The following is a 25,278-nucleotide window of genomic DNA, read 5'->3' as shown; positions in this document are numbered from 1 at the left end:
GCTAATCGTCACCAACGGCAAGATAGAATGCATTGGCGATCCGCTGTGGCTTTCGAACGGCGCAGTGAACCACGTGCGTGAAATGGCACTTGCGGAAATCTCACCTTCGCAGAATTCAGGTTGAAAAGAGAAGTGGGAACCACCCGATAACGGGCAAGGGTTAATCAGACGGGCGGTTGCGCGCAGAATGCCTTGATTACCGATGCAATACCCAAGACGATCGACACAGCAAGAAGAGAAATCCAGACGGGAATCCTTGAACCGCGTGGTTTGTCGCCGTCATGCATCACTACGCTCTTGATCTGGAAAACGAGTCCCGGCAGGGAAGGTTTCCTTGGGGGCGCCGGGACTCGTCATGCCTGATTTGGTGTGGGTAATCGGGCATCTTTTGTTAGTCGATTCGCATAGGTGAGGCGGTTCAAGAATTGTTCGATGCTTTAACAGTCAGGATGCATCCGTTGTTTTAGTTGTGAAAAGTCTGCTGATTTGCCGTGAAATTACGGCGGTCAATCTTGCCGGTCCCTTGGCCACATGCCAGGCCCGGTCGTTCTGGTCTATAAAACTACGCCGGGGCAGGTGGATCGGGCTTTGTTATGGCGCTATGCCATTAGGCCTAGTTGATCTATTTCACCAGCGTTGTTGATGATTTTCGGCGCGTTCTGGGTGTTTAGCTAAGCCATCAGCGATCCGACGCAGCATGTTTGCTGCCAGTTGCTCGCTCGCGGTCCTACCACAAATCCATTTGACTCGTATTGTCCGCGGGCAGACAATTGACCGTCGGGACTGATCCCGGCAGGTGATGCTCGGTCGTGTGTGTGGCACACCTAAAGGCCGAGCCTCACTGCCCTTTAGAGGATGCCAATGCCAGTAGGTGACAAAAAGCTCGACATCTATTTTAAGATGAGGCGCCGGAGATTGCTGCGGAGCCAAAAATTCCCACACGATTTTCTGACAAGTACCAAGGCGACCACATTTGCGCTGGGCTGGCAGCGGAACGTTCTTTCACCTTCATAGTTCGTAGCCGCTCGAAGAGCGTGGGCCCACAAAGCATTGTTTGGAACCATTGTTGCTGAAATGAGTTTTACCAATGTCGGGAAAGCGTTGAGCGAGTTCAACAGTCATCCCGATAAGGGGCTCAGTATCGTCCATGGGAAAAAACCGTGTGCAATCTGGGCCCCACTGGCTATGGCCTCCATTCTTAGCCCATCAAATCCATAGCCGCACTCAGAGGTTTGGTCAGTTTCTCAATTAGCCAAACCTCTTCATCTGTGAGGTGAGCGAGCTATGACAGATGATTTTGACGAAGACGAAGAAGAAGCGTGGGCGGTGTACAATTCCTTCGGGCCGTATGCGGGAATATTTCTCACTGGCGTAGCATTGGCAGCGCTGCTCAGTTATTTGGCGGCTTCTGTTTGACCCCAAAACGAATTATTGCAACCCGCGATTGATTGATGCTCGTAGGGAACTGCTGCAAAATACAGACGCTGGTACCGGCACGAGGCTCGGCGTTGCGCATTCCTGCTTTGTGCGTGCGTCGGGCCTCACCTTTTGCGCGCTGACGTGTGGCGGGAGATTCATGGAACGAAGATGGAACGAGCTTTTGGCGTTGTCCTCGCGTTCTTTCTCGTCGCTTTGATTATCTTCCTGGTGGTGCACTTCGTCGGCTGGGCTTTTTAGGGCGTTGTCACCTTATCCTGGCTTAAGGTTTGCAGGGTAGAAGTGGAGGTATGAAGCAAGCTCGCATCAGCTATAAGAACCATCGCTTTCCGCCACAGGTCATTGCGCATGCGGTTTGGCTCTATTTCCGGTTTCCCTTGAGCTTGCGTCTGGTCGAGGAAATGTTGCTGGAGCGTGGCATTGTCGTTTCCTACGAAACCATCCGACGCTGGGGGAAGAAGTTCGGTCCGGACTACGCACGTCGTCTTCGCCGCAAGCAACCGGGGCCTGCTGACATCTGGCATCTCGACGAGATGGTCGTCAGCCTCAATGGCAGAAAGTACTGGCTATGGCGTGCCGTTGATCAGGATGGTTATGTGCTTGACGAGATCGTCCAGAACCGCCGCAACACCAAGGCCGCGAAGCGCTTGCTCACACGGCTGCTGAAGAAACAGGGCATGGCGCTTAAGCGGATGATCACTGACAAGCTGCGGTCCTATGGAGCAGCAAAGCGCCAGGTCATGCCGGATGTCGAACATCGATCGCATAAGGGCCTTAACAATCGGGCGATCGATCAAGCCAAGCACCACACACTTTGAGTAAGAACCCTAATTAAATGGCTAGCGACAGCCGCTTGAGATTGAAAACGTCCGTCGCACCGATGCTTCATCGAAACTCTATGACAAACAGGGTAACGAACGGTCCTCCCCAAAGCGTGCCTAGTATGATGGCTGTTAGGAGATACCTGGCCAGGATACGACAAATAGATTTGAGGTAGATCATTGAGCTGCTCTATTGGCTGTTCGCCGAACGGCGCCTCGATCTTCAACATCAAATCTGAGATCAATATCTCCTTTGGGCATGTTCGCCCCTATGCCGAGGGATCGGGATGGATTTTCGTCCGAACGTGGCGTCTGCATCGTTCGAGAAAGCCAGCGCGTCAGACTATCGATGTACGACAAGGTGACAGGCACCACGATCAGGGTCAGGATCGTCGAACTGATGAGTCCGCCGATGACGGCATGCGCCATCGGCGCTCGTTGCGCGCCCCCGCCAGCAGCCGCCATGGCGAGCGGAATCATGCCGAAGATCATCGCGAGCGTTGTCATGATGATCGGGCGGAACCGCACGGCACCCGCATTAACCAATGCCTCGTCCAGGGAAACACCTCGTTGACGCTCCCGGTTGGCGAAGTCGACCAACAAGATGCCGTTCTTGGTGACAAGGCCCATGAGCATGATAAAGCCGATCATCGAGAACATGTTGATGGTGCTTCCGGCGACCAGCAGACCGATCAATACGCCCACCAGTGACAACGGAAGCGCAGCCATGATCGCGATCGGCTGGGTGAAGCTCCCGAACTGTGACGCCAGCACGACATAGATGAAGATTACTGCCATTGTCAGCGCCTTGAACATGTTGCCGGCCGTTTCCTGCATGTCTTCAGAATCCCCTCCGAACTTTATACGGTAGCCCGCTGGCAGATGTTGCTCTGCAATCACCGCCTCCAGTTCGGCCGTGACGTCCCCCACGGCGCGGCCCGAGACATCGGCCGAGACCAGAACTTCCCGGGACATGTCCAGGCGATGGATTTCGGAGACAGCCGGGACAACAGCGATGTCCGCGACCTGATCCAGCCTGACCATGCGCGGGCTGCCGCTCGCATCAGCATTCGGCACGGTCATCATCAACTCGCCAATGACCCCAGCGTTGGCGCGCTGGTCGGGTGGAAGCCGGACGACAACATCGTAGGTCTCTCCGAGCATGTCGGTCCAGTTGGAGATCGCTTCGCCGCCAACCAGCGGAGAGAGCATCCCGGCCAATTCAGACGCACCAATGCCCAGATCACTAGCCTGCTCACGCTTGAGTCGTACTGAAAGGATGGACTTCGCCTCTGAGGCACTTGAGATGACGTCGACCATCCCTGGAATCCGGCGCATACCGGAGACCAGATCCGCTGCAATCCTGTCCATCCCCGCTCGATCGTCGCCCAGCACGCTCAGTTGAATTGGACTGTCGCCGCCCCCGAAGCCTTCCTGGACGATAGCGATCTCGATGCCCGGTATGACAGAAAGGCGCTTCCGGATCGGATCCGCCAGCATGACCGGCGTTCGTTTGCGGTGCTCCTGAGGCACAAGCCTGACGAGAACAGCAGCTTTATGTTTGCCCACGGTGTTACCAGTATTGATGGCCGAATAGATCGAAGCAACTTCCGGAAACTCGCGTAGTGCGTTCTCGACCTGATGAACTTTGGCGGTAGTGTATTCCAGCGAGGAGCCGACTGGCGTCGTCACATTGACATGGAACCGTCCTTCATCCGCAATGGGGATAAACTCAGTGCCCATCAGGGGAACCATAAAGATGCTACCGACGAAGACGCCGACGGTCAGCATCAGGGTGATCAAGCGATAGCGCAGCGTCCAGCGGATGATCTGGCGATAGCGGTCGGCGAGCTTTTCGAAACCATGATCAAAGCGCGCAATAAGTCGTCCGATCGGTCCGCGCTTTGCATCGGGCTCAGCATCAGGGTCGTACCACACGCTGGAGAGCATCGGGTCGAGGGTAAAGGCGACGAAGAGCGAGATCAGCACAGCGGCAGAAACTGTCACGCCGAACTCGTAGAAGAAACGGCCGACAAGGCCTTCCATGAACGCGACAGGCAGGAAGACCGCCACGATGGTGGCGGTCGTCGCCATCACGGCCAGTCCTATTTCATTAGTGCCGTCGAGAGCCGCCTTAAGATGCGTCTTGCCCATGCGAAGATGGCGCGTGATGTTCTCGCGGACCACGATCGCATCATCCACCAGGATGCCGATGGAGAGCGTCAAGGCAATCAGGCTGAGTGTATTGAGTGTAAAGCCCAGGGCGTTGATGACAGCGAGTGTACCAATCATGGCGATCGGCAGCGTCAGCCCGGTGATCACCGTGCTTCGCCATGAATTAAGGAAAAGGAAAACGATGGCGACGGCCAGCGCCGCTCCTTCGATCAGTGTCGACTGCACCTGACTGAGCGATTCCCATATGGGTGTTGAGGCATCCGTGATGATTTCAAGCTGCACGTTTTCGGCGCGAAGGTCGGCGTTCAGTTGAACGAGCTTCTTCCGCACGTCCGTCACCACCTGCACGGTATTCTCACCCTGAACTTTGACGATGTCGATCGCGAGCGCTGTTTCGCCATTGTAGATGGCCCGGCTTTCAGGATCCGCTGAGCCGTCCTTCACGGTGGCAACATCGCGCAGATAGACCGGTCCGTCGCCGCGTCGGGCGACGATTATGTCCAGAAAGTCCTCAGGCTCTGCAATTCGACCCTGCACCTGAATGGTGCGCTCGGCGAAATCACTGATCACGCTTCCGGCAGGCCTGTTCTGGTTGGTGGTTCGCAAAACGTTGATGAGCTCGTCGACGCCGATGCCCAGCGCGCGCAGCCGTAGTTCATCGATATTGATGTGAACCTGCCGCTCCTGGCCGCCAACCAGCGTGGCCTGTCCAACCCCGGATACTGTCGTGAGCTGGCGTACCACGCGCTGGTCGGCAATCTTTGTGAGCTCCGGCACCCCAAGCGATGTTGAAGTGATGGCGACCGAAAGTATCGGTTCGTCCGATGGGTTGAAACGCGACACTATGGGCTTGTCAGCCTCTTTTGGAAGGTCCGCTCCAATGGCTGCTACCTTGTCGCGAACGTCTTGCGCCGCGGCTGCGCCCTTAACCTCGAGTTTAAACTGCGCGGTTACGACGGATCGACCCTCGTAAGAGGTGGACGTGATCTCATCAAGGCCGCTGATCGTGTTCAGCGCCTCCTCGAGCGGTCTGGTCACCTCCATCTCGACCGTTTCGGGGGTTGCGTCAGGATAAGTCGTCGTCACCACAACAATCGGGACGTCGACATTCGGAAACTGGTCGAGCCCAAGGCGTTGGTAAGAAAATGCACCGAGCACAAGCAACACCACCATCATCATGGTGGCGAAGACAGGGAAATTGACAGAAATGCGCGTGAGAAACATGTCAACCTGCCTTGGAGATCGTGATGGCAAGATTCGGCTGGAGCTCGTGCAGCGGTACAGTCACAATCGCATCGCCATCCGCTAAGCCTTCAGAAATCTCGAGGGTGTCTCCCCCATTCCACGTTGACGCGACTGTCACAGGCTGGCGAATGAGATGACCGTTTTCCAGCTTGAGGACATAGTCGCCCATCTCGTCCTTGCGGATTGAGATCGCTGGTATGACGATCGCATCCTGATTTTGGCGGACCAGAATCGAACCACTTGCGAACATCCCGCCGCGCAGACGGCCGTCATGGTTGGAGAGCTGGACATAGACTGGAACAAAGCGCGTGCCGTCGTCAGCGACTGGAGCAATCCGAGCCAGACGCCCAATGACCGATTGCCCATCAATCCCATCGATCTGCAGTTCTACCGTCTGTCCGACGGCAACACGCGGCACATCACGCGTGGAGACCAGGACCTTTGCTTCCAGAACGGTTGCATCGACGATGGTCATAAGTTCTGCGTCTGCGCCGACGCGTGAACCCTGATGAGCCGCGCGGGTTGAGACGGTTCCGTCGAACGGTGCCAGAACTTCGGCGTCATGCAATGCGGTACGCGCAATGTCCGTCTGGGCTGAAAGGCTCTGCAGCCGGGCGGTTGAGGCGGCAACCTCGCTTCTTGCCTTGTCGAGTTGCTCCTTAGGCGCGATGTTCTTATCTACAAGTTGTTCGATCCTGTTGAGTGACTGCATGGCGAGGTGCATCTGCGCCTTTGCAACATCGCGATCCCCTTCACGCTGTTTAAGAATGGATTGGAGATCGTCCGTGTCGAAGCGCACCACCACCTCTCCCGCCTTGACCGACTGCCCCTCGCTTGCACGGATCTCAATGATTTTACCTCCATCCTTTGCACGCAGGACGGCACGATTGGTCGGCTCAAGCTCCCCACTAACGCGCAACTGTTCCATCATTGAAGTGGGTTGGATTTTAGCTATCTCCGAGGGTGTCAATTCGAACGGTTTATGGACCTGGCTTGCCGCTGCTGCCTCCACAACGTTCTTCACACGTTCGTTGGCATCGACTGTTCCGCGTGCAGGATCGATATACACGACGGCAAGATAACAGCCTCCGAGAAACATCCCTGCTTTGGTCAATCTCATCGTCCATTTAAAAGCCATAGCTGCTATTCCTCGGATGTGGAGCTGGAACATGAACACCAGTTGGTGGTTGCATCGCATTTTCGCGATGGGATGCTCTCGTTGATAGGCGTCCACAATTGCAGCAGCATTACCTGGCCGCCTTTGAAGCTCCGCAATGCTGCGGCAATCTTGGTAGTGGACAAAGAGAGCGGAAAAAGCGGGAAGACAATGAGAATTCTACTGATCGAGGACGAGAAGGAACTGGCAGATGCGCTGTCGGTGGCACTGAGCAAGCATGGGATCGTCACCGACCACACGATGCATCTTGCTGATGCAATCGAATTGACGCGCCAGAATGTTTACGATGCGATCCTGCTGGATCGCCGCTTGCCCGACGGTGAGGGGTTGACGTTTATCCCCCAGTTGCGGCGGACAGGAACGGACACGCCGATCATCGTGCTGACCGCGCGTAATGAGCCGATGGAGCGGGTCGAAGGTCTCGACGTTGGTGCCGACGATTATCTGGGTAAGCCGTTTCTTGTCGAAGAGTTAATGGCTCGCTTGCGGGCCGTTTTGCGACGACCGGCAAGTCTGGCGGAACTTCAAATCACAGTGGGTCGAATGATGATCGATCCCTTGCATTTGAGCGTCACCGTCGAATCGATCCCGCTCGATCTGCCCAGACGTGAACTTCTGGTCCTGGCAGCGCTGGCCAAGCGGAAAGAAAAAACCGTCCTTCGATCGACGCTTGAAGCGGCGGTCTACAATTATGAAGAAGAAATCCAGTCAAACGCGCTCGATGCGCATATTTCCAGGCTGCGCAAACGACTGCTTGATGCAGGAGCCGGCATCGCGATCCACAACATCCGGGGTGTCGGATATCTGCTGAAGGAAGAATGATGCGCGCAGCAAACACGTCGAACCCGTCACTTTGGTGGAAGCTGAGCTGGCAGCTAAGTCTCGTTTTCGTGGCCGTGATTGCCGCAGTGATCATCGGGCTTTGCGTCTACGGTGCAATGATCCTCTCTCCGAACGTCGCCGTGGAGGACAAAATCAGCGCCGTATTGGCAAAGGCCGTGGAACGCGATCCACAAGGAAAGTTTCGACTACGCGATACGTCGGAGCTGAGGTCGCTAAAAGAGCAGAACAGCGGACTTTGGTACGTCGCGGCAACAATAGACGGTGCTTCGGTATCCTATGGTACCGTACCTGCTCCCTACGCTGAGCTCGCGCATCTGGCGCACCTATTCCAGGACGCAGACATTCGGGGATCGGCCGGTACAAATGAGATTGCATCGGTCGAAAACGTGGAGACTGCTGTGGGTGAGGTCCGAATTCTGTTTGGCGGCTTCGCTGACAAAGGCTGGCCCGTTCTTGCCATTCTTGCCGGTACTTACCCAATCTATGTCTCTTTGATCGTAGTTGCCTTGCCAGCGATCTTCCTTGCCGTTCCCCGAATTGTCAGGCACGCCCTTGCAAAGGTGAGCGACGTGGCTCGCAAAGCATCAGAGATCGAACCGCGCCGGCATGGAACACGCCTTCCGGTGGACGGTATTGCCAAAGAAGTCGCTCCGCTGGTGATTGCGTTCAACGGAACTCTTGAGCGGCTTGAGAGTGAGTTTCAGAAACGCCAGCGCTTCCTGATCGATGCAGCCCATGAGCTTCGAACACCCATCGCCATCATGCAGACGCGGATCGACGGGATGCCCGAGGGCCAGGATCGCAGGCGTCTGTTGGATGACGTTGCGCGTTTGGCTGAGACAGCCGAACAACTCCTCGATTTTGAGCGCAACGACCAGGCGACCGATCTACATGAAATGGTCGATCTCGTCGAAATCGCACGAACGGCCGTTGCCGACCTCGCGCCCCTGGCGATCGCGGCTGGCTACCAGATATCCTTTCAAAGTGAAGTGGAAAGCGTCGAACGCAAAGGCAGTCCTTTCGCTTTACCAAGAGCGATCAGCAATCTGGTTCGCAACGCAATCGACCATGGTGGTAATGCTGGAATGATCACGATTTCGGTCTCGGCGGACGGTCAGATCAACGTAGCCGACGAAGGTCCTGGCATACCGGCCGAACATCAAGACCTGGTTTTTGAACCATTCTATCGCGTTACCCCCAAAAGCAAAGGCGCAGGTCTCGGTCTGAGTTTGGTGAAGCAGGTCGTCACAAATCATGGGGGTCAAGTCAGCATCAAAAGCGGCTCGTCCGGAACGCAGGTAGTGATCCAACTCTGATAGAAATCCTGCGAAGCAAGTTGGACCGTCAGTAGAGTTTCCCCTAGAAGTCGTTGCCTCTCAGTGGCAAGTCCTTCGAACTTTCAACAGATGCTACGTATCGGCGATCCTCGCAATAATCTGTAATGCTGCGGCAATTCTTCGCTCGCACTGTCGCTCCAGAACATCCACAACGGAGCCCAGAAAACGTGCGCAGCAATCCATCAATTAAATCACCCTTCCGACTTGTCGGGTCCCCACCTTCGTTACCGTTGAAATTTATATGTCTAGCTTTGCCCATGGCCTTAGCAGTCACCGGATGTGCCTCGGTGCCTTTGAAGGAAGGCGGCACCCTGACCTCATACAGCAATCTTGGCGCGCCCAATGGAAAATTGTCCAAGAAACGCATTTACGTCGATGGGCAACATCTCGCCGCCGTGAAGACGGCAAGCATCGTTCCAACGACTTTCGCGTTCAGCGCCGCATCCCGGGTGAAATTGGAATCCGACCGCTCGCTAGTATCAAACGCACTGGACCGGGCGCTCTGTGTCAAACTCAGTGACAAGTATCAAATGGTCCCAACTGGCCAGCCGGCCGATCTGACGATCCGATCCGTCGTCACCGATATTGTTCCGACGAACAAGGCAATGGCGGGAGTCGCAACGGCCGTAACCGTAGGCAGCGGTTTTGTCTTGCCCGTCAGTGTACCACGCCTGCCCGTCGGCCTTGGAGGACTCGCCGTTGAAGCGGAGGCAGTTGATAGCGGCGGCGTCCAGCGCGCGGCAATGGTGTGGGCGCGCGGGGCAAATTCCATCCAGGACAACCCTCGCGTTTCGGAGGTCGGGGACGCATATAGCCTCGCTTCAAAGTTCGGGAGTGACTTTTCCCGAATGCTCATCGTCGGCAAGGAGCCGAAAGGACTGGACATCTCTCTTCCTTCGAGGCAGCGGATGCAATCCTGGCTTGGCGGTAAACCGAAGTACGCCGCGTGTGAGGAGTTTGGCCGAGCGCCTGGGTTAGCGGGGGTCGTCGCGGCCAAGTACGGTGCGCCGCCGCAATGGACCGACAAGAAGCCCAAACCGCTCGTGACACATTGACGTATTATACGCGCAGGTGGGTATAGTTTCTTCAGAGCGACTATGCTTTCACAAGTTGCCTGTGGAGGAACGGCGATCGCACCCTCCAGCCATCAGCCCGCTCAGCCAGGCTGATGAACGGACAGAGCAGTGCCGGCGGCACCGTAAAGTTAAAAGTCCGATTCTGATGTCATAGTGAGTGTGTGCACATTTATGGCTTTGGTGGTGATTTCAGGTGGCATTGACGCCGGCGATTTCGCGCCAAACCTTCATCGCCTGGTTGCGCAGATCGCGATGCTCAGACGATGAATATTGGTTGCGGGGAAAGCGGTGAAGGTTGGCAATGGGATCATGTTGGGTTGGACGGCTCCCAACGGCATCGACTGTGCCAGAATGAGTTCGTTGAAATCTCAATCGAAGGAGACCGTCCGTGAAACAGATTATCCGCATTGGTATAGATACGTCAAAGAGCGTTTTCCAATTGCATGGCGTGAATGCAAACGAGCAGCCGGTTCTTCGTAAGAAGCTGTCTCGCAGGGAGATGGTGAAGTTCTTCGAAAAGACGCCGCTGACCACCGTTGCGCTTGAGGCGTGCGGCGGTTCGCATCATTGGGCGAGGTTATTAAGCTCGCTCGGCCACGAGGTGAAGCTGATCGCGCCGCAGTTGGCAAAGCCGTATGTCAAACGGGGCAAGAACGATGCTGCAGATGCGGAGGCTTTGTGTGAGGCAATGAGCCGCCCGACTATACGCTTCGTGCCAGTGAAGACAGCGGACCAACAGGCAGCTTTGATGCTGATCGGCGTGCGAGAGAGGTTGATCCGCAGTCGCACACAGCTTGCCAATGCCATTCGCGGCTTTGCCATGGAGTTCGGCATCGTCGCCGCCAAAGGCATGTGCAAAATTGGGCCGTTGTTAGAGCGCATTGCCGCCGATCAATCGCTACCGGAACTAGCACGTGAACTCTTCGCCATGCAGGGCATTGAGTATCGAGAAATGCTTGCAAAAATCAAAACGGTCGATGAGAAACTCATGGTGCTGCATCGTGCTGACGAGTGTAGCAAACGTTTGACCGAGATCCCAGGCGTCGGCCCGATTGGCGCATCGCTTTTAATGATGAAGACCCCGGACCCGAGAATGTTTAAATCGGGCCGTGACTTTGCAGCCTGGATCGGGCTGACGCCGAAAGATCATTCGACCGCGGGCAAGGTCAGGCTTGGTATGATCACGCGTGCTGGCGATGAGATGTTGCGAAGCATATTGGTGGTTGGTGCTACTGCTCTTCTTCAGCATGTCAGAACAGGCCGAAGTCAACATGCGTCTCGATGGCTTCTCGAACTCCTTCAGCGGAAGAGACCAAAACTGGTTGCAGTGGCACTGGCTAACAAGATCGCCCGTGTTGCCTGGAAGCTTATGGTGAGCGGCGAGACGTACCGGCGGCCAGAAGGACAAACACAGGCAGTATAAGAGATTGGCCATCACGGTGAGCGGGAACCAAGTGCCACCGTGTTGAGCTGATGCTGTGAACTTGCAAGAGAAAAGCAGACGGTGCGATCGATCGATCCAAGATGCGGGAAACTCCGTTCCATCCATTGGCCTTCAAAGGTCGAGATCGTGTTTGGAACTCGCGTCGCGGAAACCATCTTGGCCAGTGGTCATGTGCAGCCACACACAAAGGCCGCACATATGGAAGCAAGCGATCTGATCAAAATATCTGCAGAAAACGCTTGCAAGTGGGAGCCGTCCACATATGGATGGAGACAAATCGCTGAAGCTGCCGTGATGATTTGAAGCGTTTCATGATCCTCTCGTTGTCGCATCGGCTGATGTGAATTCTCCGCGCGATTGTTCAAACCTTTATGCTGACGATGATCGCAAGATGTCAGGCAGATCTGCCTGTTGGCTGCTGCATAGGATCTGAGTTTATCCGTTACCATAACGCGTGGCGCGTGACCTTGTTTCTTGAGCAGTTTGCGGATCAAGCGTTTGGCTGCCTTGGTATTTCCTGCGGCTTTGCACCAAAACGTCGAGGACGAAACCATCCTGATCGACGGCCCGCCACAGCCAGTGCTTCTTGTCGTTGATCGTGATGACAACCTCGTCAAGGTGCCATATGTGGACGGCCCCCTCCTTGCAAGAACTCTTTGATGATTTGATCGGATCTCTTGCGTTCATATGTCCGGCCTTTTGGTGCGTTCACACATGAACGCTGGCCAAGATGGGTTCCGCGACGTGGGTTCCAAACACTTGATCGGCCACGTTGGGCCACTGGCACCTACGGAGTGTACCGCGTCTCGGATCGATCGATCACACCATCTACTCGTTTCCTGCAAGTTCACGCATCAGCTCAGCACGGTAGCGTCTGTATCCTGCTCACCGTGACCGACTGATCTCTTCACGCCGCGCAGGCCAGAGCCGGTCGCGCAGCATTGCCCTTGTAAGCCTCGCCGGTCACCATCATTTTCCAGGCGATCCTGGCGATCTTGTTGGCCAACGCGACAGCCGCGAGTTTTGGCGGCTTGCGCTTGAGCAACCCGATGAGCCAGAGCGAAGCGTTCCTGCCTCTTCCCGCTCTCACCTGTCGAAGCAACGAGGTCGCACCCACGACCAATGTTTTGCGCAATGCCTCATCGCCGGCCCTCGTAATGATACCGAGCCTGACTTTGCCAGCAGTCGAATGATCCTTGGGCGTCAGGCCCATCCAGGCGGCAAACTGCCTTCCGGATGTGAACTGTTCCGGTGCCGGCGCTTTCATCACCAGCAAGACCGCGCCGATCGGTCCGACGCCAGGAATCTTTGCAAGACGGCGACAACATTCATTGTTGCGATACCAGGCCATCAGCTTTGCCTCCACCTCTTTCAGGCGCTCACCCAACTGCGCAAATTCCTCAGCGAGGGACGCGAACAGCTCACGCGCCACAGCCGGAATGCTTTCATCAATCATGATGCGTTCCAGAAGGAGCGGAATATGAGACATGCCTTTGGCCGCGGTCAGCCCGAACTCAGCTGCATAGCCACGAATCGTATTGGCAAGCTGCGTCTGTGCGGCGACAGCGCGCTCGCGCATGCCCACCAGCATCAGCGCGGCTTGCTGATCCGCACTCTTCACCGGAACGAACCGCATCGTCGGGCGGCTCATCGCCTCGCATAGCGCTTCGGCATCGGCCGCATCATTCTTGCCGCGCTTGACGTAGGGCTTCGCCAGTTGTGGTGCGATCAGCTTTACCTCATGTCCGAGCCCCGTCAGCAACCGCGCCCAGTGATGCGAAGCGCCGCAGGCTTCGATCGCAATCACGGTCGGTGGGCATGTCGCAAAGAAATCCACCATCTCCTTGCGGCGCATCTTCTTGCGCAGGATCGGTTGCTCGGCGGCGTTGACGCCATGCAATTGAAAGACGTGCTTTGACGTATCCATGCCAATACGGATAATCTGATCCACGGACGGCTCCTTTGTTTGAGATCGTTAACGACTCACTCTGGCACATTTCGATGCCGTTCGGGGGCCGTCCACCCCAACACTTGTCGCCAAGGCGTGGTGTGCGCCGGCGGATCTTGTTGGCGCAGTCCCGCCCGAATTTCTCCGCCCATGTGCTGATTGTCTGGTGCGTGACGATGATGCCCTTATAGGCAAGTATATCTTCCACCATGCGAAGGCTGAGCGGGAAGCGGAAATACAGCCATACCGCCTCGGTGATGATTTCGACCGGAAAACGATGGCGATGATAGAGCGGAGCGCGCGTCAATTTCGACATATCCATTTATCGCGCTATCAAAACCTGCTTTCAATAACTTTACGGTGCCATTGCGGCACCTCCGCTGAATTGTCTTAACGTCAGCGAATAAATAATGGCAGTGGTTCGCGCAAAAAGAGCCGGACTAAAAAAGCGTCATTGAAAGGTTCACGACTTCCCGCAACGAAACCTATTCGCGAAATTCTAGATATTAACGGCCTCCAATTCGCTTTCAATTTTCTGTCGGTTGCCGCCATGTTTTGCGATCAGCTCAAGTGCACGGTTTTTGCTCAGGTCATATTTGGTCACGAGATATTGGACCTCGTAGTCTTCACTGGACGAGACTTTCGTGCGATCCTGATTATCCCTTTTTGATTTGTTGTCTGCCATTTGAGTACTCCTCAATTTGCTGGCTAACCTGCAAAACTGTGCTCAGTCATTTTCGTTCCATGCGGAGTGGTGAAGTGGTCATTGGCTAGCTCAAAACAAGCAGTTCGAATCCGACGTGCCGCAACCAACTCAACGATGCATCACCCAAGAAGGGTATTTGCACCTGGGTTACGTGAGTGCGGATCCCGCCCAGTAACCCCGCCTGGTGATCCTGTGCGAGAGCCTAGAACTGCAGCCAAGCTAATCGTAGATCATCATTAGGAGGTTTGTTACGATTATCAAGCCGATGGCTGTAAGCGACATAAAGGCAATGAGGTCATTCATTGACAGCACCCTCCGTGGATGCGGATACGATGCAATTATAGGCCTTAGGCTAATCTGGAGAAATGGTCTTTTGTCGCTGCGCCTTCGAGTCGCTGTTCCTGATAAAAAGAGCCGGACTAAAAGGCCCGGCGCAATTGCGAAGGTTGAAAGCCTCCGGAGGGGAACAGCCGACGCGGAAAAATGGGAGGCGTCCGAATCGGCTCAGTCAAGTGTAGTGCGTCATCAACGTACGACAATCACAAGTTGAAAAAGCTTCAATGCGCTGCACTCATTGGTCGGTTTCAAGGGTAAGGAATATCACTCAGCGGTAATGGCATTCGGCCCGCAGCATTTCACGCGGATGGCACTTCCAATTTAAGTTCGGGCATGGCTCCCGCAAACGTCGTCAGTAGGCCACCACCATTCAGCAGCCAAGGCACTCACCTCGGTTTTGGGCGCAAGAAAAAACGCCATAGCGTATAGAGCGAAATGATGTATGTGAGGCCGCCGACGAACGGCATGCCATAAACTGCAGCAACTATGTCGGGTTGTACTTAAACGTAAGAATGCGGCCGTTCGTGTGAATCGGTGCACGTAATTAGGGTCTTCCTCAAAGTGTGTGGCGGTTGGGCGGGTGGAACGGCAGCATTCTGGCTCGTAGCAGTTCAGCGCCTACGCGACCGTACATTGCGCGTTTGAGGGTCTTCAGCCTGTTAACCTGCCCTTCGATCTGGCCGTTGCTCCAGGGTTGCTCAACGGCATTCCTGACAGCTTCGAGATCTCGGTTCAGTGTTCGGACGAAGCGCTGCATGGCATAGATGCCCGTCTCAAATGCATCGTCCAGCCAGTCTTCCAGCTTCGAAACATCTTTGCTCCGGAGATTGCCCTGAAAGCGCATGGCAAGGGTGCGCATTACGGCAAAATCTCGCGAGGCTTTTTTCAGGGCATCGACCTTTGCCGCCTGATCTGCTGTCAGCAACCCTCGCGGCTTGACGCAAAGTGCAGCAGCGACACATGGCCGGTCGCTGAATCCAAGACGCGGGTCGGGGCCGGTGGCGCGACGATCGTGGGCGCGGAGGGAGCGATGTCCATTTTTGCACTGTTGGCGCGTCGCCACGTGGTCAGAAGCCGCTCCAGGTTCGAGAAGCTGCCGGTGTAGCCGCGACGTTTGATCTCGTCGAACAGATCGCGGCCTCGGACACAACCATCGTTCCAACGTCGCGATAGATACTCCTGGAAATACCGGGGCGAACTCGGTCGCAGAGCGGCTGGGCGTCGATCCGAAGTGCATCGAACTTGAGCCATTTTGCAATGCCGCGGTGATCTGGAGCACGACAACTTGGTCACATACTGATCAAATGGTCTAAAGATATCCGAAATACCTCGCCCACTGTTGAATGCACCAGAGGCCAAGTGTAGTGTTGAAAATCCTAACGGAGGTCCAAAGGTGTCGGCTCAGTCGTTCTGCCGTACCTTCGGTGGAGGTTATGGCTGACGAGACCCACCCGATCCGGCGGTTGCAACTCATGCTGCGCGACACATGCCGCACGGACGACGCACGTGCAGAGGCCAAGCGCGCGGCGCAGGAGGCGGGGATGAAGGTCAGCGGCGAGGGTAATGCGTCCTTATCAGCGCGCATGTCGGACGCCGAGTTCAGGAAGCTTTTTCCCGCTCCTTCCGGCTCCGGTGACACTCTGGCGGTGCCGGAACGGCTCAAACCTTTTGTCGAGTCGATCAGCGAAGCACCGGAGCATTTGTCATTCGAATAGCCGGGGGGCGAAGAGATGAAGGCGTATGATCCCAACGACTTGAATACCAAGCCTGCCCGCCGTGATGCCGTAGGGGAGCAACTCCGAGTTGCGATCACATTCAATCGGCCGGGCAGTCAGAGCGGCCCCACGAAATTCGGCGCGCGGATGTCGACCGACACGGTTGCAGCGTTCATACCCGATCCGGCCCAGGCCGACCTCGCTCTTGCCGACCTCGCGCGGCGGGGCTTCAAGCTTACCGGCCGTGGGTCGCTCTCCGCTTCAATGCGTTGCACCCGCTCCGAATTCGAGGCACTGTTCCAAACAAAGCTCGAACGCATGAGCGCGCCGGGCGGATCAGCGGCGCAGTTCGGCTCGGTGCTCTATCCGCCCGATGGAGCGCCGTGGAATCCGGACCCTGCGCTGCAGGCGCTACTTGACGACGTCTACATCCAATGGCCGCACATCTACATGGCGAAGGCGAAAGGCTCCGCCAGAACGTCCGGCAAGCGCAAGGCAGGTCCGCGGAGGCCTGGACCACTTAGCGGCACTCTCCCATCGGCGGTGCCGCCCGCGCTCCCCTATTTCCATCTCGCAGCCCCCGCCGACATCGCCCGTCACCTCAATGCGACGCCGGCACATCTCCAGGGGATTATCGGCAAGGGTGTCCGGGTCGCTATGATCGACAGCGGCTTTGCCCATGGTCACCCCTATTTCAAGGCGAACGGCTATTCCTCCTCGATCATCCTCGCCCCGGGCGCCGTTGATCGCAGCGTCGATGGCAATGGCCACGGCACCGGCGAGTCGGCGAACATCTTCGCTGTTGCGCCAGGCGCGACCTTTATCGGCGTGAAACTTGACAATGAAGTTGATCCGAGATCGGGCGCCTCGGTGCTCGAAGGTCTTCAGGAGGCGCTCAAGCATGATCCGCACGTGATCTCGGTGAGCCTGGGCTATGATCTGCGCGCGATGGGCAATGCGCCCTTGCCGAGCCTGCCGAATAGCCTGGTTGCGCTGGAGGCCGAGATCCAGGCTGCCGTCAAGCGTGGCATTGTAATCATCTTCTCCGCTGGCAATGGCCATTATTCATTTCCGGGCCAGATGCCCGACGTCATCTCGGCTGGCGGGGTTTTCGTCAATCAGGCCGGTGCCATGCGCGCGTCCGACTATGCCAGCGCCTTCACAAGCCAGATATACTCGGGACGAAGCGTTCCCGATGTCTGTGGCCTGGTCGGTCTCCTGCCCCATGCCAACTACCTAGCTCTCCCCATTCCACCGGGTTGCGAGATCGATCGCGATGGCGCCGCCTTTGACGGCACCCGGCCCGCCGACGGTTGGGGAGTGTTCAGCGGAACCTCGGCCGCCGCACCGCAACTGGCTGGCTTATGCGCGTTACTGCTCCAGGCCGACCCCAAGGTCTCTCCGCGCGACGTCAAAGCCATCCTGCGTCGCACTGCGCGCGACGTGACGACGGGCAACGCCAATCCCGCGAGCGACCCCAACGGGGCAGGGGTCGCGGCCGGCGTCGGGGAGGATGGTGCGACCGGTGCCGGCCTCGTCGATGCATTCGCGGCCGTGGAGCAGCTTCTCTGATCATGGCGGACTGGGCGCACGGTCCCCCGACCGCCTGAACAACAACCAACGTGGGGGCAAGCACATGACCAAACGGTTCTTCGAGGGGCCGGGGCAACGATGCAAGGGCGTGTTAAAATCGCCGCCGCCGGGCGACTCAGAGATGGTTGAACCGGCCCCACGTGTAGGCACCACACCGGTGATCCCGCCCGACTCGGTGCCCGACCAGCCACCGGTCCCTGATCATCCCTAACGGCACGTGTCGCCGATCAGAGGATCAGACAGATGAATCGCGGTAGTCCGAGCCCTGAACGAATTGTCACCGTCTTTGGCGGTACCGGCTTTTTGGGACGCAGGATCGTCAGACGGCTCCTGGAAAAAGACTTCACCGTCCGCGCTGCATCCCGACATCCGGAACGGGTGGCCGCGCTTTTCTCCTCGGATGCGAGAGGTCCGGAAGCCATACGGGCGGATATCCTGGATCCCGGCTCGGTGGCCCTGGCCGTCGCCGGTTCGCACACTGTCGTGAATGCCGTTAGCCTCTATGTCGAACGTGGAAATCTAACCTTTGAGCGCGTGCATGTGGACGCAGCGGCGGATCTCGCCGCAGCGTCCCGCAACAGCAAGGTTGAGCAATTCATCCAGATCTCGGGAATCGGCTCCGATCCTCGATCGGAATCGAGTTACATCCGTGCACGCGGGCGAGGGGAACACGCCGTGGTGAGCACATTTCCAAGCGTCATCATCCGTCCGTCCGTCATGACAGGACCGGACGACGCTTTCCTTATGGTCCTGGTCAGGCTGATACGCCTGCTGCCGGTCTATCCGCTGTTCGGCGATGGCGCAACGCGGCTTCAGCCGGTCTATGTGGGAGACGTCGCGGAAGCCATAAGCTGTCTGATCGATCGCAATGACCCCGGAGGTTCCTCCATCTTCGAATTCGGCGGCCCGCACGTCTACACCTATGAGGAACTGCTTCGGGAGATTGCCTTGCAACTCGATATCCGTATCAGGCTGACACCGATGCCGTTTGCCGTGTGGAACGTCTTGGCGCGCGTGGCGGAATTCTTTCCCGGCGCTCCCCTCACACGCAACCAGATCGATCTCATGCGCCATGACAACGTGGCAGCAGCCGACCTGCCTGGTTTGAGCGAACTCAACATCGTACCGCGCGCCATCCGCGAGGTGATCCGCATGATCGAGCAAGCGAACAGATCAGCTGCATGACACAGACAAGAACAGGTCACGGTCTCCGCACCTATATCGACGGTTGTCACGAGGACGATAAGCACACTGATCACCATCCCATTGATCCGATCACCGGCGTACCCGTCGCGTGAATTATGGAACTTGGCCCAATCGGCCCGAATTCCTATATGCCTAGCGGAAAGCAATTGGAGGAAGAATGTCATACCACGTGCAGTTCATGAAGGATGATACCGAAGTCGGTTCGACGCCGTGGCCCGGCAATTTGGAATCGGCCAAGAGGTTCGCCAAAGAGCAGTTGGGAATTAAGAACACAACATTGGGCGCGACATCGGCCCGCGTCTTTGATGTCTCTACGCAGACGGTCGTATACACGTTTCCGGAGAATTGCCCACTGGACCTAAAGGCCAGAAGCGCCCCGCCGACGTGATCGGCAATGCCGTGAAGGTCATGCGTATTGCTGCCAGCCAAGAAGCCGACAACGTGATTGACGATGGCAAAGACCCTGCCGCCAAGGCTCTCGGCGCGAAGGGCGGGAAGAAGCGCGCCGAAAATATGACGCCTGAGCGGCTCGCGGAGATCGCGCGGAAGGCGGCAGAAAAGCGATGGAAAAAAGATAGCTAAATCATACCCAGAATACCGCTGCCTTGTGCCGGCGACGTCATTCATGGAGTATACTGACGAGCCCAATCCCTCGACAGGCCGGAAGTTTCCGATATGGTTTGCGCGAGATGATGGTCGGCCTCTTTTCTGGACCCGCTGGCGCGGTGTGCGCAAGAAGGTCGACGATGAGCATGAGCTTTTCGGTTTCCTAACAACCAGGGCGCGTCCGAGGCCGAGCCGATCTGGACGGAATTCCTGCGCAAACTCACACGCCGGGGCTTGAGAGGCGTGAAGCTCGTCGTTTCCGATGCGCATGAAGGGCTGAAGGCCGCCGTCACCAAGGTCTTGAGCGCCACATGGCAAAGAGGTTCATTTCATGCACAATGTTCTGGCGGGCGCGGGAAAGAGCGGCAGACGCGTCGTCTCCGCCTTCATCGTAACCGCCTTTGCCCAGGATACACCGGAGGCTGCCAGCCATCAGTGGCGCAGCGTCGCCGACCAGATACGGCCAAAAGTGCCAAAGCTCGCCGCCATCATGGATGAGGCTGAGAACGACGTGCTCGCCTACATGACCTTCCCGAAAGAGCACCGGGCCAAACTCCACAGCACCAATCCGATCGAGCGCCTCAATGGCGGGATCAAGCGGCGTACCGAGGTTGTCGGTATCTTTCCCAATGACGAAGCGATCGTTCGTTTGGTCGGCGCGTTGTTGCTGGAACAGAACGACGAATGGGCCGTGCAACGATCGAGATACATGACGCTGGAAACAATCGCTCAGATGAGCGATGATCCGCAAATCAGCTTGCCCGCTGTAGCCCGCTGATCCCCTCCGGCCACGCCGGAAAGCACGGCCTCAGCCGAACGCTAGACCACGCCTCGGGACACGATCGCAGGCCCGGATGGTTTCGCCGGATGCAAGTCCGCCGACCATGTCGGAACACCGGGGATCAAAACCCTCCGGGGAAGCCGCCGCCGACAGGCGGCTCAGAAATTGTTAGACCGGCCCCCGGGGACAGGCACGACACCCGTGATTCCGCCCGACTCAGTGCCCGATCAGCCGCCCGACCCTGATCATCCCTGACGCCACATGCCGCCGATCGGAGTCGACGGGAAAGGTCTCCTCCGCTCCATGCTCCATCCGATAGTGATCTCCTCCCGTTCTTCAAAGTGCCGCCGAACGGGCGCAAAGAGGGACACAAAAAGAGGCAATTCTTCAACCGATTGGAACAGTCCCCTATGCCGAGGCCCTTCCGTTTGCCCATCATGAAACAAAATCGCAGCTTCCTGGTTTCCCTAGTATCCTAATGTTAGATCGCCTCGTTTCCCGTGGGGCAGGAGATACCCATCGCGGTGGGTCAGGGTGGTGAAAGGCTTTATGATGGCCAGACAGATGAATCGTGGCAGCCGGACCGCAGAACGAATTGTCACTGTTTTTGGCGGAACCGGCTTTCTGGGACGCAGGATCGTCACGCGGTTCCTGGACAAAGACTTCACCGTCCGTGCCGCATCCCGACACCCGGATCGCCTGGCCGCGCTGTTCTCCTCTGATGCAAGGTCTCCCGGAGCCGTCGGAGCGGATATACTGGATGCGTCCTCTGTCGCCTCGGCCATCGGCGACTCATATGCCGTCGTGAATGCTGTCAGCCTCTATGTCGAACATGGAAATCTGACGTTTGAGCGCGTGCATGTGAAAGCAGCTGCTGAGCTCGCCGTGGCGTCGCGCAATGCCAGGGTTCAGCAATTCATCCAGATTTCGGGGATCGGCTCCGATCTCCGATCGGATTCGAGTTACATCCGGGCACGGGACGGCGTGGCAGATCCATTGAAGGCAAGCAAAACCAAGGCAGAAACGACCGCCCCGGCAGCTCCGGCGAAATAACTACCTTGGGTAACGAAGCCCGGGTTCCCTTCCACACCAGTCAAAGCGAAAGGATAACAAAATGGGCGATCCGATCACGCCTCCAAGGCCGGAACCAGACCCCACGCAGCCGGATGAACCACTGCCGATGCCGGACGACGATCCGTTTCCCGCGCCCCTTAAACCGCCATCGAAAGAGCCTTTGCCCGACAGTCCGAAGATTGGCGGCAACACTGATGTCCCGCATCCGCGTGACGTATAGCTTGCTGCGGCGACAACAAGAACGCTGGCGCACCGCATTGAATGAGGCGCTGCGGCGCAGGTACGCCGACAGCTGGAGAGTCGTGGCGGGGGCGAGATTTCGCCATCGAAGGAAGCAGCCGATGACGTAGGTACACCCTCATGCAACCTGGCAACGAAACGTCCGGCGTGGCGTTCCGCCGCGCGCATCGGCCCATTTGCGTATGGCTTCATGATCAGTGGTTCATTGAGGCGGGGTGTCGGGCATCTTCTTTTCTCCTTTCATACAACGCACCGCGCACTAGTGCCGCCAGAAAAGGTTCCGCTCGCGGGAGCTGCAATTCAATAGGGGCTGATCAAACACGGAACTATCCCGTTCGTTCGGGGTTACGAAACAAAGATTCAGCGAAAGCAAATCGTCTGATGGTGAGGTCGCATAAGCGCGTGGTCATTGTTTCTGGTAGGTCTGCAGCTGATTTTTCCCGTGCCCGGCGGGAATCCATATCGCGTCGATATTAAAGGAGGTCCCAATGGCCCTGACGTTAATGAGTCCTGCATTTGCAGATGGCGAGCCAATCCCCAAAAAATATACCCGAAATGGTGAAAATCTGTTTCCGCCCTTGAAGTGGACCGGTGCCCCGGACGGGACGCGCAGTTTTGCTCTTGTGGTTGAAGATCCCGATGCGCCAAGCGGGCTCTTCCGACATTGCGGCATGTTCAATATCCCGCCAACGAAGGATGGTTTGCCTGAAAGCGTCGATACATCTCCGGACCAAGGACCGCGTTATTCAGAAAACGACTTCGGCAATGCGCGTTATGATGGTCCGCAACCGCCCAAAGGTCATGGGGTTCACCACTACCACTTCCGGTTGGCCGCTCTCGATGTTCCAAACTTGACGATTCCGGGGACGGCCGGTGTCAAGGTGATGTGGGTTGAAGCAAACAAACACATTCTCGCGAAGGCAGTTCTAACCGGGACGTTTGAAGCATAGTAATCCTGTAGCCGCTGATGAGCCCCTTTGTGAAAGGCGAGACGTTCCATTCGGAGTTCAAGGCCCATGGCATAAACTTGCTGCGTTCGATTCCGAGCGGAGCCTTTATCGGCATTTTCAAACGAACATGTGTCAACGGCAAATGAATTCGAACAAAACGCCCGATTCAGAGACTACATGAAGGACTAAGTGTCTTTGGCGGTTCGATTTCGTCCGATCTCCTAGGACAAGACTGATCATTTTGACGTTTGGCAGAATCTAAGGCGATTATGGAAACGATGAGTTGACCGGCAACGGTGGTGTCGATGCTGGGTGCGACGGCCGCTAACGAATGTCAGCCTGCAAAGTTGGCGGCGGCAGCCGTCAATAGCGAAGGGTCCCCCGTTCGGGCTGCCACAGACTCAGATCATCAATCAACACCACTATGCGTTCCATGCCGGGCCGCTTGCACATGTCGACGGCCACTTCGATTGCCAAAGGTATATGAACTAATTCACCAATGATTTCTGAAAAGGAATGTCCGGATATTTCTACTGGGCAAGTTACATAACCCTCCGGCTCACCGGCTCCCTCTACTATGGTAATGGTGACTGCCCCAGGTGTGCCGCTTTCATACACGCGATCAAAGATCATATTCGATTTCATTGGCTTCTCCTCAACCGAGGGTACCCAGTCATGTCCCGTGGTGGCAAGCCAGACTATCGCGGCCAAGAGGCGTTGGTCAGATGGACAGTTCCACTCAGATCGTTGAAGAAATCTGGCATGGCAGAGCCGACAACCGCAAACGCCTCTCGAAAAGTGACGCAGGCCTGGAGCAATTCGCCAAGCTTGACCAGGCGAGCAGTGGCCTCAGAGTTCTGCTGCAGTTCAAGGTTCAAAATTGCCAGTTCCTCGACGCGCTGGTTAACCGTGCGCTCCGCCCGTCGCAGTTCACTGACGTCACTGAAACTCAGCACCGTACCGCCGTCAGAGCGATTGAGTGGGCTGCAGCTCGCGATCACCAGCAGTTGCGAACCATCCGGCCTAACCAGGCGTATCTCGCTTTGGTGTCGACGGCCAGTGGCCAGAGTCATGTCGACAAGCGAAGTTCCCGGCGCGAACGTTTCTCCAGTCGTGCTTTGCATCTCGATGATCGATTGCCATTCTTGTCCTTCGATCCTGTCGTGTCGCCGCCCGAGGATTTCAGCTGCTGCAGGATTAACGGTTGCTATCTGTCCCTTGCCGTCGATGACTGTGATACCTTCAGCCACGGTCTGGACAATATCTTCGATGTAGGTTTTTTGATCGACAAGATGCGTGCGAGAAGATTCAAGCTCGACCGCCATGGTGTTGAATCCCTGTGCCAGTGGCCCGAACTCATCCTTGGAGGTGTGGTTTATGCGAGCCCCGACATCACCTCGCGCCAAGGATTGGATGCCTTGAGTGAGCCCGGCCAAGCCGGCGTTGAAGCCTCGTATCAGGAAGAAGGCGAAAGCTCCCGCGACCAGCACTGCAGCCGCGGTGCACAGGCCGATGAGCCACAGAATGTCGTTCGTGCGACGTTGCGCTTCGCGCAAGAGCGGCGTGTATTCGAGCAGTACGGCACCAATGATTTTATTCGGCGATTCCCCGACCGGCACCACAATGAGCTCAACCCCTTCGGGCGCATCATTACTAATTTCGGCAAACTCCCGCACAATGCCATCCTCGATCGTCCGGGTAACTTCGTTGCCGCGATCGTGATTGAAGAGTGTGCCAATGTTTTGCTCTTCGCCGCCGATGTCGGCCAAAATGACCTTGTGGCGATCAACCACGACGAAGTCGCGCCGCGAAAGACGATGTTGCGACGTCACGAATTCGCGCAGTGCATCGGGCCTTTCGAACAAAGAACGAGGCTCATCAGAGGCTTTGAAGACAATTGTTCCGGCCAATTGTCGCGCGACGTTTGTCGCCTCGGTCAGCGCGACAGATCGGGTCAATATTATCTGGGAATAAATCGCAATACCACCGACTAAACCGATCAAAACCGCGGCGAGTCCAACTGTAGTGATGATTTGGGTCTTGATATTCATTTGCTCAGCCTAGTGTGCCGGATGCGGTATTACGCGCTGAATTTATTCAATATGCTGAAAAAACCACAGTTATTTCTTACGACGTGCCGACAGGGGCGGCCGCTCATAGTATTCGACAACAGATTGGGGGAACTCCTCGCCTACAATGCCGAACGCTCCGCCCTGCGCCAAAATAAGCCGCGCGGTCTGGAACATAGACGGCATTTCGTAGATCGACGGAAAGCACCTTTGTGCGATCATTCAGAATGCTGATGACGGCATGTGTGGTCCCAGTCTTGGCCTAAGTGTCCATTCCTTGAACGTCGAAGTGTTGTCGACGCCAGCATTGGTCCTGGTATCGGGCGCGGTCTAGCGAATCCCGATTACCCTCTTTAATACCCCTATCGGGGATCCGCGTCTTCAGCGTCTACCGTTGGGTAGAGGCTGCTAATAGTGGTATCGCACAAGCTCTCACTTGCGATTTTGTATGCCAAGGGTTGGGGACATCCTGATCTCCGCGACGGTCAAGATGGCGGTC

Annotated in this window: 19 protein-coding genes and 4 pseudogenes; 14 read left to right on the top strand and 9 right to left on the bottom strand. The window is 56.6% G+C overall.

Annotated features, from left to right (window positions below):
* The first annotated feature begins 1,284 nt into the window (after nucleotides 1–1,284).
* Nucleotides 1,285–1,416, top strand: a complete 132-nt coding sequence (locus ACSQ3H_RS21440; protein WP_436118901.1) for a hypothetical protein — start codon at nucleotides 1,285–1,287, stop codon at nucleotides 1,414–1,416.
* A 311-nt stretch (nucleotides 1,417–1,727) separates the two neighbouring features.
* Nucleotides 1,728–2,225, top strand: a pseudogene (locus tag ACSQ3H_RS21435) (IS6 family transposase); the annotation flags it as partial.
* Nucleotides 2,226–2,435: 210 nt separating this feature from the next.
* Here the strand turns inward: ACSQ3H_RS21435 and ACSQ3H_RS21430 are convergent.
* Together ACSQ3H_RS21430 and ACSQ3H_RS21425 are read right to left on the bottom strand one after the other, a co-directional pair.
* Nucleotides 2,436–5,657: an efflux RND transporter permease subunit gene (locus ACSQ3H_RS21430; protein ID WP_436118900.1), complete on the bottom strand. Its 3,222-nt coding sequence runs from the start codon at nucleotides 5,655–5,657 to the stop codon at nucleotides 2,436–2,438.
* 1 nt (nucleotide 5,658) lies between these two features.
* Nucleotides 5,659–6,816 carry an efflux RND transporter periplasmic adaptor subunit gene (locus ACSQ3H_RS21425; RefSeq protein WP_436118899.1) on the bottom strand — a complete coding sequence of 386 codons (1,158 nt, stop codon included), beginning with the start codon at nucleotides 6,814–6,816 and terminating at the stop codon, nucleotides 5,659–5,661.
* A gap of 189 nt (nucleotides 6,817–7,005) precedes the next feature.
* Between ACSQ3H_RS21425 and ACSQ3H_RS21420 the strand changes: the two genes are divergently transcribed.
* The 4 genes from ACSQ3H_RS21420 (at nucleotide 7,006) to ACSQ3H_RS21405 (ending at nucleotide 11,534) form a co-directional block, all read left to right on the top strand.
* Nucleotides 7,006–7,677, top strand: coding sequence for a response regulator transcription factor (locus tag ACSQ3H_RS21420; RefSeq protein ID WP_436118898.1), 672 nt, complete (start codon nucleotides 7,006–7,008; stop codon nucleotides 7,675–7,677).
* Entirely contained in the window at nucleotides 7,677–9,014 is a 1,338-nt protein-coding gene (locus ACSQ3H_RS21415; protein WP_436119528.1) for a sensor histidine kinase, read from the top strand. Before ACSQ3H_RS21420 ends, ACSQ3H_RS21415 begins: the two co-directional genes overlap by 1 nt.
* 278 nt (nucleotides 9,015–9,292) lie before the next feature.
* A complete protein-coding gene (locus ACSQ3H_RS21410; RefSeq protein ID WP_436118897.1) occupies nucleotides 9,293–10,090 on the top strand; it encodes a DUF3313 domain-containing protein in 798 nt (265 codons plus the stop codon).
* 409 nt (nucleotides 10,091–10,499) lie between these two features.
* Entirely contained in the window at nucleotides 10,500–11,534 is a 1,035-nt protein-coding gene (locus ACSQ3H_RS21405) for an IS110 family transposase (RefSeq protein ID WP_436118896.1), read from the top strand.
* 283 nt (nucleotides 11,535–11,817) lie between these two features.
* Here ACSQ3H_RS21405 and ACSQ3H_RS21400 read toward each other — a convergent pair.
* From ACSQ3H_RS21400 to ACSQ3H_RS21380, 5 genes and pseudogenes are all read right to left on the bottom strand, one after another.
* A pseudogene (locus tag ACSQ3H_RS21400) lies at nucleotides 11,818–12,179 on the bottom strand (IS6 family transposase); the annotation flags it as partial.
* Between the two features lie 283 nt (nucleotides 12,180–12,462).
* Nucleotides 12,463–13,506, bottom strand: a complete 1,044-nt coding sequence (locus ACSQ3H_RS21395) for an IS110 family transposase (protein ID WP_436118895.1) — start codon at nucleotides 13,504–13,506, stop codon at nucleotides 12,463–12,465.
* A 79-nt stretch (nucleotides 13,507–13,585) separates the two neighbouring features.
* Nucleotides 13,586–13,819: pseudogene (locus ACSQ3H_RS21390) on the bottom strand (IS6 family transposase); the annotation flags it as partial.
* 183 nt (nucleotides 13,820–14,002) lie between these two features.
* Nucleotides 14,003–14,188 carry a DUF3606 domain-containing protein gene (locus ACSQ3H_RS21385; RefSeq protein ID WP_436118894.1) on the bottom strand — a complete coding sequence of 62 codons (186 nt, stop codon included), beginning with the start codon at nucleotides 14,186–14,188 and terminating at the stop codon, nucleotides 14,003–14,005.
* Nucleotides 14,189–15,101: 913 nt separating this feature from the next.
* The gene (locus ACSQ3H_RS21380; protein ID WP_436118893.1) at nucleotides 15,102–15,608 is read right to left on the bottom strand and encodes a transposase; all 507 of its coding nucleotides are present in this window, start codon (nucleotides 15,606–15,608) and stop codon (nucleotides 15,102–15,104) included.
* Nucleotides 15,609–15,978: 370 nt separating this feature from the next.
* On the opposite strand from ACSQ3H_RS21380, the gene ACSQ3H_RS21375 reads away from it, so the two are divergent.
* From ACSQ3H_RS21375 to ACSQ3H_RS21340, 8 genes and pseudogenes are all read left to right on the top strand, one after another.
* Complete coding sequence (locus ACSQ3H_RS21375; RefSeq protein WP_436118892.1) at nucleotides 15,979–16,260, top strand: hypothetical protein; 282 nt, start codon at nucleotides 15,979–15,981, stop codon at nucleotides 16,258–16,260.
* A gap of 15 nt (nucleotides 16,261–16,275) precedes the next feature.
* Entirely contained in the window at nucleotides 16,276–17,832 is a 1,557-nt protein-coding gene (locus tag ACSQ3H_RS21370; RefSeq protein WP_436118891.1) for a S8 family serine peptidase, read from the top strand.
* 264 nt (nucleotides 17,833–18,096) lie between these two features.
* Nucleotides 18,097–19,038, top strand: coding sequence for a complex I NDUFA9 subunit family protein (locus ACSQ3H_RS21365; RefSeq protein ID WP_436118890.1), 942 nt, complete (start codon nucleotides 18,097–18,099; stop codon nucleotides 19,036–19,038).
* 405 nt (nucleotides 19,039–19,443) lie between these two features.
* Entirely contained in the window at nucleotides 19,444–19,641 is a 198-nt protein-coding gene (locus ACSQ3H_RS21360; RefSeq protein WP_436118889.1) for an RNA-binding protein, read from the top strand.
* Nucleotides 19,642–19,839: 198 nt separating this feature from the next.
* Nucleotides 19,840–20,443 (top strand): annotated as a pseudogene (locus tag ACSQ3H_RS21355) (transposase); the annotation flags it as partial.
* A 552-nt stretch (nucleotides 20,444–20,995) separates the two neighbouring features.
* Entirely contained in the window at nucleotides 20,996–21,499 is a 504-nt protein-coding gene (locus ACSQ3H_RS21350) for an NAD(P)H-binding protein (protein ID WP_436118888.1), read from the top strand.
* 61 nt (nucleotides 21,500–21,560) lie between these two features.
* Nucleotides 21,561–21,740: a hypothetical protein gene (locus ACSQ3H_RS21345; protein ID WP_436118887.1), complete on the top strand. Its 180-nt coding sequence runs from the start codon at nucleotides 21,561–21,563 to the stop codon at nucleotides 21,738–21,740.
* A 508-nt stretch (nucleotides 21,741–22,248) separates the two neighbouring features.
* The gene (locus tag ACSQ3H_RS21340) at nucleotides 22,249–22,710 is read left to right on the top strand and encodes a YbhB/YbcL family Raf kinase inhibitor-like protein (RefSeq protein ID WP_436118886.1); all 462 of its coding nucleotides are present in this window, start codon (nucleotides 22,249–22,251) and stop codon (nucleotides 22,708–22,710) included.
* A 363-nt stretch (nucleotides 22,711–23,073) separates the two neighbouring features.
* Here ACSQ3H_RS21340 and ACSQ3H_RS21335 read toward each other — a convergent pair whose 3' ends face one another.
* Both ACSQ3H_RS21335 and ACSQ3H_RS21330 read right to left on the bottom strand, forming a co-directional pair.
* Nucleotides 23,074–23,355 carry a hypothetical protein gene (locus ACSQ3H_RS21335; protein WP_436118885.1) on the bottom strand — a complete coding sequence of 94 codons (282 nt, stop codon included), beginning with the start codon at nucleotides 23,353–23,355 and terminating at the stop codon, nucleotides 23,074–23,076.
* 53 nt (nucleotides 23,356–23,408) lie between these two features.
* Nucleotides 23,409–24,761: a PAS domain-containing protein gene (locus ACSQ3H_RS21330; protein WP_436118884.1), complete on the bottom strand. Its 1,353-nt coding sequence runs from the start codon at nucleotides 24,759–24,761 to the stop codon at nucleotides 23,409–23,411.
* Between the last annotated feature and the right edge of the window lie 517 nt (nucleotides 24,762–25,278).

Source organism: Phyllobacterium sp. LjRoot231 (assembly GCF_964253365.1).
Lineage (GTDB): Bacteria > Pseudomonadota > Alphaproteobacteria > Rhizobiales > Rhizobiaceae > Phyllobacterium.
This window is presented reverse-complemented; position numbering and strand designations above follow the sequence as displayed.

Excerpts from the sequence above, each read along its gene's own strand:
- ACSQ3H_RS21430 (WP_436118900.1), bottom strand. The coding sequence starts at position 5,657 with ATGTTTCTCACGCGCATTTCTGTCAATTTCCCTGTCTTCGCCACCATG.
- ACSQ3H_RS21370 (WP_436118891.1), top strand. The coding sequence starts at position 16,276 with ATGAAGGCGTATGATCCCAACGACTTGAATACCAAGCCTGCCCGCCGT.
- ACSQ3H_RS21365 (WP_436118890.1), top strand. The coding sequence starts at position 18,097 with ATGAATCGCGGTAGTCCGAGCCCTGAACGAATTGTCACCGTCTTTGGC.
- ACSQ3H_RS21410 (WP_436118897.1), top strand. The coding sequence starts at position 9,293 with ATGGCCTTAGCAGTCACCGGATGTGCCTCGGTGCCTTTGAAGGAAGGC.
- ACSQ3H_RS21350 (WP_436118888.1), top strand. The coding sequence starts at position 20,996 with ATGATGGCCAGACAGATGAATCGTGGCAGCCGGACCGCAGAACGAATT.
- ACSQ3H_RS21335 (WP_436118885.1), bottom strand. The coding sequence starts at position 23,355 with ATGAAATCGAATATGATCTTTGATCGCGTGTATGAAAGCGGCACACCT.
- ACSQ3H_RS21425 (WP_436118899.1), bottom strand. The coding sequence starts at position 6,816 with ATGGCTTTTAAATGGACGATGAGATTGACCAAAGCAGGGATGTTTCTC.
- ACSQ3H_RS21330 (WP_436118884.1), bottom strand. The coding sequence starts at position 24,761 with ATGAATATCAAGACCCAAATCATCACTACAGTTGGACTCGCCGCGGTT.
- ACSQ3H_RS21375 (WP_436118892.1), top strand. The coding sequence starts at position 15,979 with ATGGCTGACGAGACCCACCCGATCCGGCGGTTGCAACTCATGCTGCGC.
- ACSQ3H_RS21420 (WP_436118898.1), top strand. The coding sequence starts at position 7,006 with ATGAGAATTCTACTGATCGAGGACGAGAAGGAACTGGCAGATGCGCTG.
- ACSQ3H_RS21345 (WP_436118887.1), top strand. The coding sequence starts at position 21,561 with ATGGGCGATCCGATCACGCCTCCAAGGCCGGAACCAGACCCCACGCAG.
- ACSQ3H_RS21440 (WP_436118901.1), top strand. The coding sequence starts at position 1,285 with ATGACAGATGATTTTGACGAAGACGAAGAAGAAGCGTGGGCGGTGTAC.
- ACSQ3H_RS21415 (WP_436119528.1), top strand. The coding sequence starts at position 7,677 with ATGCGCGCAGCAAACACGTCGAACCCGTCACTTTGGTGGAAGCTGAGC.
- ACSQ3H_RS21385 (WP_436118894.1), bottom strand. The coding sequence starts at position 14,188 with ATGGCAGACAACAAATCAAAAAGGGATAATCAGGATCGCACGAAAGTC.
- ACSQ3H_RS21340 (WP_436118886.1), top strand. The coding sequence starts at position 22,249 with ATGGCCCTGACGTTAATGAGTCCTGCATTTGCAGATGGCGAGCCAATC.